Consider the following 13926-nt stretch of genomic DNA (forward strand, 5'->3'; position numbering starts at 1 on the left):
CCGAAGGACCGGGTCTCAGCGCCACGACTCAGTGGTGAATTTGCTGTTCCTGATGACCGACCAGCACCGCGTCGACACCCTGGGCTGTTACGGCAACCCGCACGTGGCCACGCCCAACCTGGACAGGCTGGCCGCCACCGGCACGCGGTTCGATCGGTTCTACACGCCGACGGCCATCTGCACGCCGGCGCGGGCCAGCCTGCTCACCGGGCAGGCCCCGTTCCGGCATCGGCTGCTGGCGAACTACGAGCGCAACGTCGGCTATCTGGAGGATCTGCGAGAGGACGCGTTCACCTTCCCCGGCGGGCTGCGGGAGCGCGGTTACCAGCTGGGGCTGATCGGGAAGTGGCACGGCGGCACCAGCCGCAACGCCGCCTCGTACGGCTTCGACGGCCCGAACCTGCCCGGCTGGCACAATCCGGTCGACCATCCGGACTACCTGGCGTACCTGGAGGAGCAGGGGCTGCCGCCGTACCGGATCTCGGACCTGATCCGGGGCACCACCCCCAACGGCAACCAGGGCAACCTGCTCGCGGCGCGGCTGCACCAGCCGGTGGAGGCCACGTTCGAGCACTATCTGGCGACCCGGGCCATCGAGCACCTCGACCGCTATGCCGCCGACGGCCGCCCGTTCTTCCTGGCCACCCACTTCTTCGGGCCGCACCTGCCGTACCTGCTGCCGGACGAGTACTTCGACATGTACGACCCGAGCCTGGTCGAGCTGCCGCCGTCGATCGCGGAGACGTTCGAGGGCAAACCGCCGGTGCAGCGTAACTACAGCGAGCACTGGACGTTCGACACGATCCCCATCGAGATCACGCGCAAGCTGATCGCCGTCTACTGGGGCTACGTCACCCTGATCGACCAGCAGATCGGCCGCATCCTCGACCGCCTCGACGAACTCGGGCTGACCGACCAGACCTCGGTCTTCTTCACCGCCGACCACGGCGAGTTCACCGGCGCCCACCGCCTGCACGACAAGGGCCCGGCCATGTACGAGGACATCTACCGCATCCCCGGCATCGTCCGCATCCCCGGCGAACAGCCGCAGGTCAGGAACGAGTTCGTGACGTTGACCGACTGCACGGCGACGATCCTGGAGCTGGCCGGCTGCGACACCAAGCCGGCCGTGGACAGCCGCAGCCTGGTCCCCCTGGTGCGCGGCGAGCATCCCGAGTGGCCCGCCGAGCTGCTGGCCGAGTTCCACGGCCACCACTTCCCCTACCCGCAGCGGATGATCCGCGACGACCGCTACAAGCTGGTCGTCAACCCGGAGTCCGTCAACGAGCTGTACGACCTGCACGCCGACCCGCACGAGCTCAGCAACCGCTACACCCACCCCGAGCTGGCCCCGGTCCGCCGCCGCCTGATGCGCCGCCTGTACGACCTGCTGCGCGAGCGCGGCGACAACTTCTACCACTGGATGACCCCGATGTACGACATCGGCGCCCTCGACTACGACCCCACGCTGAGCTCCTTCGAGAAGGAGAGCCCCACTCCATGAAGATTGTCTTAGCCGTCACCGCCCTACTGTCCGGCCTGACCGCCGCGCCCGTCTACGAGAACCCGGTGTCGGCCGGCGTGGTCGACTCCCTCCCCGACCCCACGGTGATCCACGCCCGCGACGGCCTCTGGTATGCCTACGGCACCCAGAACCCGGTCTTCAACAGCAAGGGCGAGGCCGGCGAGCGCATGTTGCCGATCCTGCGCTCGACGGACCTGGTGACCTGGGAACATGCCGGCGACGTCTTCACCTCGCAGACCAAGCCGGCGTGGCACAACGGCGCCCGCCTCTGGGCGCCCGACATCCGCTACATAGGCGGCAAGTACTACTTGTACTACTCGCTCGCCTCCGGCGACATCGGCTTGGCCACCGCCCCGACCCCCGTCGGACCGTGGACGGACGCAGGCGACGTGGTACCGCCCGAGCCGCAGGGCGCGTGCCCGACCTTCACCATCGACCAGGCCCAGTTCACCGACGTCGACGGTGGCCACTACCTCTACTGGGGCAGCTACGACACGCTCTGCGTGGCGAAGATGAACGCCGACGCCACCCGCGTCGAAGGCCCGGTGACGCAGGTCGCGAGGGGCCGCCGCATGGAGGGCGGGTACGTCGTCCGCCGCGGCGACCATTACTACCTCTTCTACTCCGACGCCGGCTGCTGCGACGGCGCCTACAGCGGCTACCAGGTGAAGGTCGGCCGCGCCACCAGCCCGCTGGGCCCGTTCACGGACGACGAGGGCGTGGACCTGATGGCGCTGACCACCAAGGGTGCCATCGTGGCCGGCGCGAACGGCAACCGCTGGGCCGGCCCTGGCCACAGCGGCTTCCTGACCGACCTGTCCGGCCAGGACTGGCTGGTCTACCACGCCGTCTCGACCGCCGACCCCGACTTCCCGCCGATCGTCAACGGGCCGTCCGGCCTGACCAAACGGCCGCTGCTCATCGACCGGCTGGACTGGATCGACGGCTGGCCGGTGGTCCGCGCCGGCGCCGGACCGTCGGAGGGCCCGCAGCCCGCTCCGGTGGCGTCGTACGACGCGGGCGGCACGTTCGGCGAGGGATCTTTCGGCGGCTGGCAGGACGGACGCGGCTGGTCGATCAAGACCGACCAGGACGCCCACGGCTACGCCTCCCACACGGGCGGTCTCTCCTACGTGACGTCGGGCAAGAAGACCCCGGGCGCCAACGTCCGAGCCCAAGCCGACCTGCGGGTCACATCCGGCGCGGCCGGGCTCACGCTCGCCCACGTCAACCGCCTCAACCACGTGACCGCCTGGTTGGACCGCGACCGGGGCGCCCTGGTCAGCGACGTGGTGATCGGCGGCATCAGCCGCGGCCGCCAGGTGACGCCGCTGCCCGCCGGGTTCGACCTCGGCACCTGGCACACGGTGGTGGCCGAGCTTCGCGGCCTCGACCTGACCGTACAGGTAAGCGGCGACAAGCTGGGCGACCCCGTGGCCGTGCAGACCCGCCGCCTGCCGCCGCCCGCCGCCCGTCCGGGCGCGGTGGGCGCGGTCGCCCGCGGGGCCGCCGACGCCGACAACGTCGGTGCCGCGAAGTTGTACACGCCGGTCACATCACGCATCCCCGAACCCGCGCCCGGCGCGCTGCTGCCCGAGTACAGCGACGAGTTCGACGGCACGGCGATCGATACGACCTGGCAGTGGGTGCGCGGCCCGGCGGCCGACGTCACCGTCTCGGGCGGCACGCTGTCCTGGCCGACCCAGAACGCCGAACTGCACCGCACCACCAACACGGCGTCGGTCCTGCTCCGGGACGCGCCGGACGGCGACTACACAGTGGAGACGAAGCTCGACTTCGCGCCGACCCAGGGCAACCAGCAGGCCGGCCTGGTGTTGTACGAGAACGACGACCGCTACTTCAAGATGGCCCACTCGGTGCTGCCGCTGGCCCGCGGCAATGGGGCGGTGCTGCAGGTGAGCGAGTTCCTGAAGGAGGGCGAACGGCCGACGACCACCCCACCGACCGCCGTCTTCAACGGGCCGATGTTCGGCGGGCCGGCGGCCTCGACGATGTGGTTGCGGATGTCGTACCACCATGACGCGGCGAACAACGAGGTGGAGGTGCGCGCGGCGACCAGCCGGGACGGGTCGCGCTGGGTGCGGAGCGGCGTATGGACGCTTCCGTTCAAGGGCAAGCTCAAGATCGGGCTGATCTCGATGAACAGAGCGGGCGCCGTCGCCACGTTCGACTATGTCCGGACTTATCGCGACTAGGGCGCATCTCACGAGTTGAGCGCGCGTTCAGTAGAAGATCGGCAGATGACGCGTCTGGCGCTGCTTTCCGATGACATGTGGGCTCGGATCGAGCCTCTGCTGCCGCCGACGAAGGGGCCGATGGGTCCGCCGTTCCGGCCGCATCGTCCGGTGGTGGAGGCTGTGCTCTACCGCCTTCGCACTGGAGTGGCGTGGCGAGATCTGCCGAAGGAATTCGGGGCGTGGCAGACGGTGCACCGTCGCCATCAGAGCTGGTCACGTGACGGGGTGTGGGACGAGATCCTCGCCACCCTGCAGGCAGACGCTGACGTGGACGGAGAGGTCGATTGGCGGGTGTCGATGGACTCCACGATCGCGCGGGTGCATCAGCACGGTGCGACCGCTGCGAGGTCGTCGGTGTCGCCCTTCTCGCACACGGGGGGCGGCACCGAATGACACGAATCAGCTTGTCGAGCCCGACGATCACGGCATCGGCCGGTCACGCGGCGGCCTGACCACCAAGACACACGCGCTGGTCGACGGCAAAGGCCGCCCGCTCGTGGTGCTTGTCAGCCCTGGTCAGGCCGGGGACTGGCCGGCGTTGCCCAAGCTGCTCGCCGAGCTGCGGGTGGCCCGCAAAGGCCCCGGCCGGCCCCGCACCACGCCTGAACTGCTGCGGGGGGACAAGGCCTATTCGTCACGTGGCCATCGAGCGATGCTGCGGGCGCGTGGCATCAAGACGGTCATTCCTGAGCCGGCAGACCAGGCGGGGTACCGCCGGCGTCGTGGCGCCCGGGGTGGCCGGCCCGTCTCCCATGACAGCGAGGACTACAAGAACCGCAACGTCGTGGACGGTTCTTCAACCGGATGAAGAACTGGCGCGGCCTGGCCACCCGCTACGACAAGCATGCCGTTGTCTACCGCGACGGCGTTGTCCTCGCCGCCATCCTGGATTGGCTCAAGCGGCCATGAGGCGCGGTTACCCGCCGTTGTGTCCGTGATTCAGCGGACACGTAGGTCCTTCGGTCGCTAGAGTTGAAGCCGCTGCGGAATCCCGTCCGCCTGGGGAATTGAGGAGCACTGATGTCTACAACGATGACCGGAGCTTCCGTTCGCCCCTTGGTGACCGCAGGCGCAGGCTTGTAACGCCGCGCGTGTAGCAGCAAAGTCAGCACACATCCCGGTCGCCGGGGCGAGGTGACACGTGTCACCGGCCCTTGGCGCTGTTTGGCGTCTCCGTTCGCCTTTCCGGGAGTTCTGCTGTGTCCGCTCGTCATTCTTCACTGCTCCGTGTACGTGTCCTGGTCGAACGCCTGATCGCTGCCCCGTTCGGCAGGAAATCCCAACGGTCGAGGTCAGCTCCGCCTGCTCCGAACTCCGCTGATCAGACTGTCAACCGGAATGTCCGCCTGCTGAGCTGGTTCAACTTCTTCGGCGACTTCCGCATGTACGGGCCGATTATGGTCATCTACTTCGCGCAAGTCACCGGCTCGTACACCGCTGCCGCCAGCCTCCTGGCGGTGAAGATGCTGTCTTCGGCAGCGTTCGAAGTCCCTACCGGGGTGCTCTCCGACCGCCTCGGCCGACGCGGCACGATGATCGCCGGTGCCGTCGTCATGGTGGCCGCCCATCTCGGGTACGCCGGCGCTTCGGGCTACGGCCTCCTCCTGGCAGCTGTTGTGCTGGAGGGATTGGCGACCTCACTGTGGAGCGGCAACAACGAGTCTCTGCTCTACGACACGTTGCTCGAAGCCGGCCGGGAGGAGGAGTTCCCCCGGCACTCGGGCCGGGTGAACTCGATGTTCCAGATCGCGCTCGCACTGGCGGCAGCCATAGGTGGCGTGGTCGCCGGCGCGTGGTCGCTGCGTGTGGTGGTCGTGCTGTCGGTCGTGCCGCAGGTGCTGTGCGTGCTCGTCGCCTTGCGGGTCCGGGAACCGCGGGTGCACAGCCCGCTGGAATCGAACGTGCTGGTGCATCTCGGATCGGCCCTGCGCGGCATCCGCCGTAATCCGGTGCTCCGCCGGATGACTCTGGTGTCGGCGCTTCGTTACAGCAGCGAAAGCGCGGCCCAGTTGTCGCCTGTTTTCGTGGCAGGGCTGTGGCCGCTCTGGGCGCTGGGCCTATGGCGCACCTTCGGCCATGGCGTGGCCTTCATCGGCTTCCGCGTCAGTGGTTGGGTGATCGGCCGGGTGGGCGCGGCCCGCACTCTGCTGTTCGGTGAGTTGTTCGACAATGTGGCGAACTTCGTGGCGCTGGTCAAGCCGACGGTATTTTCGCCCGTGCTGCTTGGGTCACCGGCCTACGGCATGTCGACAATCGCCCAGCAGACGTTGCTGCAGCGCGAGTTCACCGACCGGGAACGCGCGACGATGGGTTCGCTTGCGTCGCTGCTCGGCAGCGTGCTCTACGCGCTCGTCGCCCTGGGAGCCGGCCTGGTGGCAGACCGTTGGGGCATCGTTCCGGCGTTGCTCGCGATCCAGGCGGTGGTGCTGATCGCACTTCCGCTCGCCTGGTGGGTGCACGCGCACGCTTCTTCGCTCCCCTCGGGCGCTGGGACGGTGACGGGATGAGCGCCTTCTCGGCCCCGGCCAGGCCTGCGGTCGACGTCGCAGTGCGGCAAGGTGAGATCGAAGCGATTTTCGGCTTCCGCTGCTCGGTGCCCTCTCTCGTCGCCGGCGGGCAGGACACCGATGCCTCGGTCCTGCGAGCCACGACGACAGAGAGCCAGGAGGTCGCCGTGAAGGTATCCCGCCGCGCAGTGCGTCCGGGCGGCCTGCTGGTGATGCTCCTATGGATGTCAAGCGACGCGTTCTTGATCGTTTAATGATCATCGCCCAAGGCGATGACTTGGATACCTTCCTCCTCCCAGGAGGCGATCTCCTCCTGGGCCTCGGCTATCGCTTCCTCCACTGGGTCTGAGAACAAGTCGACGGGAGCCAGGCGCTCACGCAACACGGCCGCCGCTGATGCCTCTTCCGTGAGTCGCTGAACGAGCTCGCGTTCCGCCTTCTCCGTAGAGGTACGGCGAAGCAGTGCCACCATCGCAGCGCGTTCCCTGACGTCCCACCGGGCCACAACCACAACGTAGTGTCCCGACCGGTGCCACGTCACGTCAGACATCGAACACATGTGCCGGTCAATGTGTGACCTATTTCGCGCGACGCAGCCGGGCCGCCGACATCACAGGGACCAGGAACGCGGCCGCCACTTGCTCTCCCGCGCCGCTCCGATCAACCGCGATCTTGTCGAGAATCGGCAAAGGCCACAGCCCCTCACCCAGCGGCGCTGTCCTCCGATGTGGACGCTCACCGACTCTCCAGGTTCGCTGCATTCAGGCGGAGCTGCTTGGCTCGGCGGCGCAGGTTGTCTGCGGTGGCGAGGCATGAATCCTCGAGCTCGCCCATTTCGCGGCGGAGCCGGACGGCATGCGCAAGATACCGCTCCACCGACGGGCCCTTCCAGAAAGGATCGAACTGCCCTTGCTGCGAAGGGATGCCGTCGAAGGCGTCGGCCAGGCCTTTGGCGTACCTGGCGAAGGCGGAGGCGAGCGCCTCCTTGGCGGCGGCTTCCCTGAGCAGTTGCTGTTTGGTCGTCACGGCCCGGCACTCCCCGCCTTCAGCGCCTCGATCCCGGGCAGCTCGGTGTTGCTGCGGATGACGGTGAACCAGGCCCGCTCGCGCAACCCGTCCGCCCCGGCGCCCGGCTTCAGCGCGTTGTGCAGCGCGTCCGCCAGGGTCGGCTCGTACGCGGGGTTGTGGGTGTCGGCGGCCAGCAGGACTCCGGACTCCTTCGGGTGCTCGGCCAGCAGTTGCTGGAAGGCGTCCGGGTTGGCCGTGTACGCCTGCGCGAGATTGTGGAGATTCCAGTCCGCGGCCGTGGGTTCGGCGTCCGGCGAGCGGTTCAGGAGGTCGATGGCCACTCGGTTGAGGAACGTGCCGGATTGGCCGGCCAGCGCGACCAGTGTCGTCAGGACGTCCGCCGGAGCGGTCGCCACCATGTCGTACCATTCGCCGCCGAGCCGTCCGGTGCGCTCGGCGCTGGCGAAGGCGGCGGCCAGCTGCCCGGGGGTGGAGGCGGCCGCTCGTTCGAGCGCTTCGGGCTGGAGCCCTCGGTGTTGCCCGGCGGCCTGGGTGTCGATCCACTCGCGGAAGAGTTTGACGAACGCCTCAGGTCCGCCGAGCCCGGCCAGCAGCGCGGCCGCGTAGGCCGGGTCGACGACCTTGCCCTTGAGCGGCCCGGCGGCCTTCCTGAGCCAGTTGTCGCCGGGCAGGTATCGGTCGTGGTTCTGGAACGTCTCGGCGACCTCGTTCGCGTCGTTCACGGCGGCCGACACGGCCTCGGTCTCGCTGCCGAACGGGAAGGTCCCGGTGAGCATGCCCTTCTCACGTACCGTTACCAGCTGCTCGATGGTGTCGATGCGCCATTTCAGGTCGTGCTGCGACTCGTCGTAGAAGGCCCAGGTGCGGTGCATGGCCGCGGTGCCCTGGCGGCCGGCCCAGTCCTCGCCTGCCTCGGCGATGGCCGCGTCGAGCCCTGGCCGGGTACCGGTCAGGGCCTGTTTTCCCGCCTCCATGCGGCGGATCAGCTCATGTGCGCCTCGGGGGTCGATCCCCACGAACTCCCCCATGAACCCTCCCAGAGGGTGTGGTTACCGGGCGGAAGTCAAGCACACCGGGCGGTGGGGGTTGACGCGTTTGGCCTTCCCATAAGCAACCGGAATCACGCGGGAGGCGAGAGCCCCCGCATCCCCGGTGTCCCGTGCCGCCTGCCGTTCATCGAGGGCACGAGCGGCACCTGAGCCGCCGGCCGCAGGGAGAGCTTGACGGTGGCCGCCGACCATATGCTAGCGTTCCGGAATTGAATAGTGGCCGAGTGTCATGGCGGCAGTATGGCGAATTCAGCTACCACGGCAGTTCCATCACTGCCTTGGAGATTCAGCACTCGCACGCTTGACCCTGACGAGGCCAGCGAGCAGGGCGCCCAGACGTACTATCCGCTTCGCATGAGTGTCCTTCGCGGCGCCGAACAATTCATGATGTCGATCGACGCCATGCAGCTCGGGCCGATCCTGGTGGGAGACTGCCAGTTCAACGCCGACATCAAGATGGACTTCGCCGAGCTTCGCAAGTTTTATCACTTCAACATTCCGCTGTCGGGCTACCTGAGTTCCGAGAATTTGGGGAATGAGGTCACGGCAACCCCGCAGCGCGCTGTGTTGTATGGGCCGACCGGGGATGTACAGCTGAGTCGATGGAGCGCCGGTAGCCGCATCCTGTGCGTCAAGATCAGGCGCGAGGCGCTGGAGGCGGAACTGGAGCGCCTCCTGCAAAGGCCCGTTCGCTCACCGATCAACCTCGCCCCTTCGATGGACCTGACCCATGGCTACGGGCGAATTCTGCGGGAGCTGGTGTGCATGCTCGCCGGGCAGATCGGGATTGAGGACCCCCTGACGAGGCAGGAGATCATCGGCGCGCCCCTATGGCACGGCATGCTCTCCCACCTGCTGGCAGCAGCAGATCACAACTACCGGGAGGAACTCCTCAGCCCCGGGCCACCATCCCGACCTCCGGCGGTCAAGCGAGTCATCGAAGCGATGCGGGCATCACCGGCGACTCCGTTCACTGCGGCAGCGCTCGCCGACATCGCGGGTGTCAGCATCCGCACCCTCCAAGCAGCATTCCAGACCCACGTTGACATGTCGCCGATGGCATACCTGCGGAGCGTGCGCCTGGAGCGGGTACACGCGGAACTTGTCGCTTCCGAGCCGTCCTATACCAGCGTCACCGACGTGGCACACCGGTGGGGATTCACCCATTTGGGGCGATTCGCCACCGCCTATCGCCAGAAATACGGAGCCCACCCTTCCGAAACTCTGCGATCGGTCAGGTAGGAGAGAGCGCGCTGGGATGTCACCGCGCTGCCGTACGGTCACGCGGAGGTTCACGTCGGCGCTGCTCTCCCGTGAGCCGCATCGTTCCGTTCTACTGCCTGCGCAAACCGGCCATTCTCTGCGCAAATCGGATCGCGGGCCGCAGGTTGCCAACCTTATCTTCGTAACGAACGACCCGGATCCAGCCGTTCGACTGGAAATGATCGCGTAAGGACATGGATGCATCCAAGATGATGCTGATCCGATCATTTATCCCCGCCAAGGTTGCGTGACGGACCAACTAGCAGGCGCTTTGCGCCCCGAAGGGCAGCGTGATCAATGAGACACGTTGTGGCGGCCGTAAGCGCGGTCGCGGTGATCTTCTTTGCCACTGCGGGATGCGACTCTTCCGACGATCCAGATTCGGGATCCAGCGACACCTCGCACTATCAGCCAAAAAACCCCGATATGCCGGATCCCTCTGGCGAACAGGGCGAAGACGCCAGCCCAAAAAGGGCCAGGGACATCGACGGTGAAACCGACCAGCACGACACCTGCGACATCAATGATCCGGCGTCGCCGTGCGGAGGGGCCGCCGACCCGCCGGGGGAGACCGAGTGAGATCTGCTGATCGTTGGTCAATAGGGAAGGTGGGCATCCTCGCGTGGGAAGGGGACCGGACGGTGAAGGTGCTGAGGACCGCTCAGTAGGCGAGAACACCCGTTCCTTTCCGAGCGCAGCGGGCATTGTCGCGGCCAACGGGCTTGTCATCACGGCGGTGACCATCTACATGGGCTGGTCCTACTCGGAGGCATTCTTCGCCTACTTCAGCCTCTCGCCGCTCGATCTCGGTCTGACAGCCATGGAATACGGCCTCCGGGGAGTCGGGGTGGCCGGCCAGGATCTGCTAGTGATCCTGGTCCTGACCCTGCTCGTAGCGGTGTGGATCCAGCGCGCCAGGCCACATGTACGCGATTCGGAGACCTCCCTCTCGGGGAGCTCCCGGTTCGCGAGGGTCAAGGAGGCCGTGGTTCGCGCTTCCGGCGCGGCCAGTGGCGCTGTTCACCGTATGCGCGAAGGTATCGCCCGGCATCGCACCGGCACAGGGCTCGGCGCGCTGCTACTCGGCTACGGCGTTGGGGCTCCCGGCGACCCGACCCCGGTCCGTACCTATGCGACGCTCGGCCTCGTCATGGTCGGCGTGCTGCTGGTCACCGCCCCGGACGGCAGGGGGCGGGTGGCGTGGATACGGCCCTTGGCCGTGGCCATCGCGTTCCTGTCTGCGATCTGGGCGATCGGCCTATACGCGGAGGATGAGGGACACGCCCGAGCTCGGAAGCTTGCCGCAAATCTCGAGAAGAGAACAGGCGCCACGGTCTACAGCCAGAAGCGGCTCGGCCAGCTCGACGACTGCGGGATCCGCGCCAAGGAAACCGGCAAGTGGTATGGGTACCCGAACCTGCACGAGATCGTCGATCGCGCCGGGACGCACTATCTGGTGCGGTCGGGCTGGATTCGCGGCGACTGCGTCATCGCGATCACCATTCCCGACGACGGCTCCATCATGGTGAGCCGCAAGTGGATTCCTCCTGTCCCGACTCATAGAAGTTGAGGCGGCCGCAACGTGCTGACCTGGCTGCCTCATGATCAATGAGACTGTCTCCGGCCAATGAGAAAGGACACCCGGCAGGCCGGCTACGTCAACACGCGTGACTTCGCCGGCGACGTCGAGGTCGGCACGGCCGGAGACGTCGGCCCCGAGGGCGTGCTGTTCATCGGCGCACCGGGCAAACGGCGTGCAAGCACCTGGCAAGCGCTCTGCCGTTACCTGATCACCATACGAACAGGACCGGGCGATAAGGAAACACGCTGATGACCCGTAAGGGAATGCTGCTCCCGATTGGAGTGGCCGTGGAAGTGATCGGCAGCCTCGTGCTGGCGGCCGGGGTTACCGGGATGCTGATGTGGCCGATACCCGACTGGGCGACTATTGCCTTCCCCGTCGGCATGACGCTGTCGATCCCCGGGGCCTTCATGATCGTGCTCGGCCTGACCAATCGCGCGATGCGCACGGCCATGTCGGCCGTCGGTGGAGACGTGCAGCCGAGCAGATCCGGCGGGCTGTTCGGGATGATCAAAGACATGGCCGGCGGTAACCATGACCTTCGGGACAACGGCGTGCCGGCCGCCGCCGTCATTCTCTCGATGCACGACACGGGCGTGACGATCAACGACCAACCCATGGTCGCGTTCGACCTCGAGGTACACCCCGAGAGCGGGGACGCCTACCGCGTCGCCCACCGCGAGCCGATTCCGCGTCTCCTCGTGGGCGCCGTCCTCCCCGGCGCCCACCTCGCCATCTACGTCGACCCGCAGGACCGCGGCCGCGTCCTCATCGACTGGGAGCGCGCCCCGAGGTGGAGCTCCCCGTCGGCTGGGGAGCGAGTGTCGGCCGCCGACATTCTCGCTCGGGGCGTGCCCGCCATGGTCACGGTTCTCGGCACGTTCTCGACGAACGGCATGACCGCCGACAACGGCGACCCCATCCTGGGCCTCGTCCTCCGCGTGAGCGGCCCGAACGGCTCGTACGAGGCACGCCTCGCCCACAGGGTCCCGCCGCAGTACCTGGCCCTCATCTTCCCCGACACCCGGCTTCCCGCCAAGATCGCCCCGGAGGATCCCCAGAAGGTGGCCATCGACTGGGATCAGGTCCACGCCACCCCCGAGTCCCAGCGACGCCTCTGAAAGCGCGTTGGACGCCAGTCAGCGCATCGCTTCCAGGCCCCTGACCACGGTGGTGGTCAGGACGCCGATCTCGGAGATGCCGATGGTCACGGTGTCCCCGTCCTGCAGCGTGAACGGCAGGTCGGGGACCAGGCACGTGCCGGTGGCCAGCACCGCGCCGTCCGGGAACGCGTCGGCCCTGTACAGGTAGCCGGCCAGGTCGTCCAGGCGGCGGTTCAACTGCGACGTGGAGGCCTTGCCGTCCCACACCGTCTCCCCGCCCCTGGCGATGGTGAGCGTGATGTCCAGTGCGTACGGATCCGCGACCTCCCACGCCGGCCGGATCGCCGGCCCCACCGCGCACGCGCCAAGATAGATCTTGGCCTGCGGCAGGTAGAGCGGGTTGACCCCTTCGATGGTCCGCGAACTCACGTCGTCGACCACCGTGTAGCCGACGATCTCACCGGCCGCGTTGAGCACCAGCCCCAGTTCCGGCTCCGGCACGTCGATCTCGGAGTCGGAGCGCACCGCGATGCGCCCGCCGTCCCCGCTCACCTTCCACGCCACCGACTTGAAGAACAACTCGGGCCGCTCGGCGTCGTAGACCAGCTCGTACACGTCGGCCGCCCGCTCGCTCTCCAGCACCCGCGCCTCGCGCGAGCGCCGGTACGTCACGCCCGCCGCCCACACCTCCATCAGCCCGTCCACCGGCGCCAGCCTGCGTACCGAGCCCGACGGGTGCCGGGTCCCGTCCGCCCCGGAGCACCGCTCCCGCAGTTCCCCGGACGACATGCGCAGCAACTCGCCGACGGTCGTGACCCCGGCCAGCTCCACCACCTGTTCGCCGTCGTCGACGCCGACCGCGGCCGCGCCGGTCAGGGGGCTGACGAACCGTACGATGTGCATGCCTGCTCCTCACTCTCCATCAGATGAGTCCGATGAGAGTCTTTCGTACCCGGCCAGAACGGTGTCTCGCCGGGTGCCCCACGCTTTCGTTCGCGATCGCCTGACGGCAAGGTATGTGGCTTGCTGTAATTGATGACGTACGCAGTGCGATATCGACATTAAAGCGGTGACCAGTGACACAGGACGATGCGCTCCTCTTTCCTCCCCGACCGGACAACGTCAGGGCGTGGGAGGCGTACGTCGCCTGCCTGCGTACACTGCGCCTCCGGGCCGGAGCGCGAACGACGTCGAGTTGGCGGAGACGGTGCCGGTCCTCACTGAGGAGACGATCGGCGGAGTAGCGATCAAGGCAGAAGAGGGCAACGAGATGCCTGACTGGTGCCTACCGGCCGCCGCCAACGTCCACCCCATCCCCCGCGACGGGCGACGACACACGGGTGTGCTCGAACGGATTTTGAGAAGGGAGTGGGACCCCAACGCTGGTCCACCTCCTCAGGAGATCGTCCGTGTCACAAGCACCTTTCCACCTCCATCAACGCCGGAGTCCTCGACGGCGACCGCACTCGCGACGAACAGCTGATCGCGAACTGGGAGGTTCAGGACATCGGCATCCCGGCGCGACGTAGCGCCTGAGCCTTCTCCGGCTACGCTGCTGCCCCGTGGCCTGCGGGATCTCAGAGCGACGCCAATCGTCTTCTGTGCATCCC

16 protein-coding genes are annotated in these 13926 nt (G+C 67.4%); 12 read left to right on the top strand and 4 right to left on the bottom strand.

Annotated elements, in window-relative coordinates:
• Window positions 1-34 precede the first annotated feature (34 nt).
• From ACTWPT_RS12310 to ACTWPT_RS12335, 6 genes are all read left to right on the top strand, one after another.
• The gene (locus ACTWPT_RS12310; RefSeq protein ID WP_443177442.1) at window positions 35-1504 is read left to right on the top strand and encodes a sulfatase-like hydrolase/transferase; all 1470 of its coding nucleotides are present in this window, start codon (window positions 35-37) and stop codon (window positions 1502-1504) included.
• Window positions 1501-3741, top strand: a complete 2241-nt coding sequence (locus ACTWPT_RS12315; protein ID WP_443177443.1) for a family 43 glycosylhydrolase — start codon at window positions 1501-1503, stop codon at window positions 3739-3741. The genes ACTWPT_RS12310 and ACTWPT_RS12315 overlap by 4 nt, the downstream gene beginning before the upstream one ends.
• A gap of 45 nt (window positions 3742-3786) precedes the next feature.
• Window positions 3787-4176: an IS5 family transposase gene (locus ACTWPT_RS12320; RefSeq protein ID WP_443177444.1), complete on the top strand. Its 390-nt coding sequence runs from the start codon at window positions 3787-3789 to the stop codon at window positions 4174-4176.
• A complete protein-coding gene (locus ACTWPT_RS12325; RefSeq protein WP_443177445.1) occupies window positions 4115-4591 on the top strand; it encodes a transposase in 477 nt (158 codons plus the stop codon). The genes ACTWPT_RS12320 and ACTWPT_RS12325 overlap by 62 nt, the downstream gene beginning before the upstream one ends.
• 391 nt (window positions 4592-4982) lie before the next feature.
• On the top strand, window positions 4983-6290 hold the full coding sequence (locus ACTWPT_RS12330; protein ID WP_443177446.1) for an MFS transporter: 1308 nt from the start codon (window positions 4983-4985) through the stop codon (window positions 6288-6290).
• Entirely contained in the window at window positions 6287-6544 is a 258-nt protein-coding gene (locus tag ACTWPT_RS12335) for a hypothetical protein (RefSeq protein WP_443177447.1), read from the top strand. Before ACTWPT_RS12330 ends, ACTWPT_RS12335 begins: the two co-directional genes overlap by 4 nt.
• On the opposite strand, the gene ACTWPT_RS12340 is transcribed toward ACTWPT_RS12335, so the two are convergent.
• The 3 genes from ACTWPT_RS12340 to ACTWPT_RS12350 form a co-directional block, all read right to left on the bottom strand.
• Window positions 6541-6840: a hypothetical protein gene (locus ACTWPT_RS12340; protein ID WP_443177448.1), complete on the bottom strand. Its 300-nt coding sequence runs from the start codon at window positions 6838-6840 to the stop codon at window positions 6541-6543. The two genes, ACTWPT_RS12335 and ACTWPT_RS12340, sit on opposite strands and share 4 nt — an antisense overlap.
• Before the next feature lie 185 nt (window positions 6841-7025).
• On the bottom strand, window positions 7026-7316 hold the full coding sequence (locus ACTWPT_RS12345) for a hypothetical protein (RefSeq protein ID WP_443177449.1): 291 nt from the start codon (window positions 7314-7316) through the stop codon (window positions 7026-7028).
• Window positions 7313-8347: a hypothetical protein gene (locus ACTWPT_RS12350; RefSeq protein WP_443177450.1), complete on the bottom strand. Its 1035-nt coding sequence runs from the start codon at window positions 8345-8347 to the stop codon at window positions 7313-7315. The genes ACTWPT_RS12345 and ACTWPT_RS12350 overlap by 4 nt, the downstream gene beginning before the upstream one ends.
• Window positions 8348-8608: 261 nt before the next feature.
• On the opposite strand from ACTWPT_RS12350, the gene ACTWPT_RS12355 reads away from it, so the two are divergent.
• The 5 genes from ACTWPT_RS12355 to ACTWPT_RS12375 all read left to right on the top strand — a co-directional run bounded on the left by ACTWPT_RS12355 (window position 8609) and on the right by ACTWPT_RS12375 (window position 12334).
• The gene (locus tag ACTWPT_RS12355; protein ID WP_443177451.1) at window positions 8609-9610 is read left to right on the top strand and encodes an AraC family transcriptional regulator; all 1002 of its coding nucleotides are present in this window, start codon (window positions 8609-8611) and stop codon (window positions 9608-9610) included.
• 330 nt (window positions 9611-9940) lie between these two features.
• The gene (locus ACTWPT_RS12360; RefSeq protein ID WP_443177452.1) at window positions 9941-10210 is read left to right on the top strand and encodes a hypothetical protein; all 270 of its coding nucleotides are present in this window, start codon (window positions 9941-9943) and stop codon (window positions 10208-10210) included.
• Between the two features lie 157 nt (window positions 10211-10367).
• Window positions 10368-11201, top strand: coding sequence for a hypothetical protein (locus tag ACTWPT_RS12365; protein WP_443177453.1), 834 nt, complete (start codon window positions 10368-10370; stop codon window positions 11199-11201).
• A gap of 57 nt (window positions 11202-11258) precedes the next feature.
• Window positions 11259-11462 (top strand): hypothetical protein, encoded by a 204-nt coding sequence (locus ACTWPT_RS12370; RefSeq protein ID WP_443177454.1) that lies wholly within the window; start codon window positions 11259-11261, stop codon window positions 11460-11462.
• Window positions 11462-12334: a hypothetical protein gene (locus ACTWPT_RS12375; RefSeq protein ID WP_443177455.1), complete on the top strand. Its 873-nt coding sequence runs from the start codon at window positions 11462-11464 to the stop codon at window positions 12332-12334. The genes ACTWPT_RS12370 and ACTWPT_RS12375 overlap by 1 nt, the downstream gene beginning before the upstream one ends.
• Before the next feature lie 18 nt (window positions 12335-12352).
• Here ACTWPT_RS12375 and ACTWPT_RS12380 read toward each other — a convergent pair whose 3' ends face one another.
• Window positions 12353-13219, bottom strand: a complete 867-nt coding sequence (locus ACTWPT_RS12380) for a fumarylacetoacetate hydrolase family protein (RefSeq protein WP_443177456.1) — start codon at window positions 13217-13219, stop codon at window positions 12353-12355.
• Between the two features lie 292 nt (window positions 13220-13511).
• Here ACTWPT_RS12380 and ACTWPT_RS12385 point away from each other — a divergent pair, with 292 nt between their 5' ends.
• Window positions 13512-13799: a hypothetical protein gene (locus ACTWPT_RS12385; protein WP_443177457.1), complete on the top strand. Its 288-nt coding sequence runs from the start codon at window positions 13512-13514 to the stop codon at window positions 13797-13799.
• Window positions 13800-13926: the final 127 nt, after the last annotated feature.

Origin of the sequence: Nonomuraea sp. 3N208, from assembly GCF_052245935.1 — a bacterium.
Lineage (GTDB): Bacteria > Actinomycetota > Actinomycetes > Streptosporangiales > Streptosporangiaceae > Nonomuraea.

Bases quoted from the DNA above. Each gene is read 5' to 3' on its own strand.
- ACTWPT_RS12350 (WP_443177450.1), bottom strand. From the start codon at position 8,347: ATGGGGGAGTTCGTGGGGATCGACCCCCGAGGCGCACATGAGCTGATC.
- ACTWPT_RS12335 (WP_443177447.1), top strand. From the start codon at position 6,287: ATGAGCGCCTTCTCGGCCCCGGCCAGGCCTGCGGTCGACGTCGCAGTG.
- ACTWPT_RS12320 (WP_443177444.1), top strand. From the start codon at position 3,787: ATGACGCGTCTGGCGCTGCTTTCCGATGACATGTGGGCTCGGATCGAG.
- ACTWPT_RS12340 (WP_443177448.1), bottom strand. From the start codon at position 6,840: ATGTCTGACGTGACGTGGCACCGGTCGGGACACTACGTTGTGGTTGTG.
- ACTWPT_RS12355 (WP_443177451.1), top strand. From the start codon at position 8,609: ATGGCGAATTCAGCTACCACGGCAGTTCCATCACTGCCTTGGAGATTC.
- ACTWPT_RS12370 (WP_443177454.1), top strand. From the start codon at position 11,259: ATGAGAAAGGACACCCGGCAGGCCGGCTACGTCAACACGCGTGACTTC.
- ACTWPT_RS12380 (WP_443177456.1), bottom strand. From the start codon at position 13,219: ATGCACATCGTACGGTTCGTCAGCCCCCTGACCGGCGCGGCCGCGGTC.
- ACTWPT_RS12315 (WP_443177443.1), top strand. From the start codon at position 1,501: ATGAAGATTGTCTTAGCCGTCACCGCCCTACTGTCCGGCCTGACCGCC.
- ACTWPT_RS12375 (WP_443177455.1), top strand. From the start codon at position 11,462: ATGACCCGTAAGGGAATGCTGCTCCCGATTGGAGTGGCCGTGGAAGTG.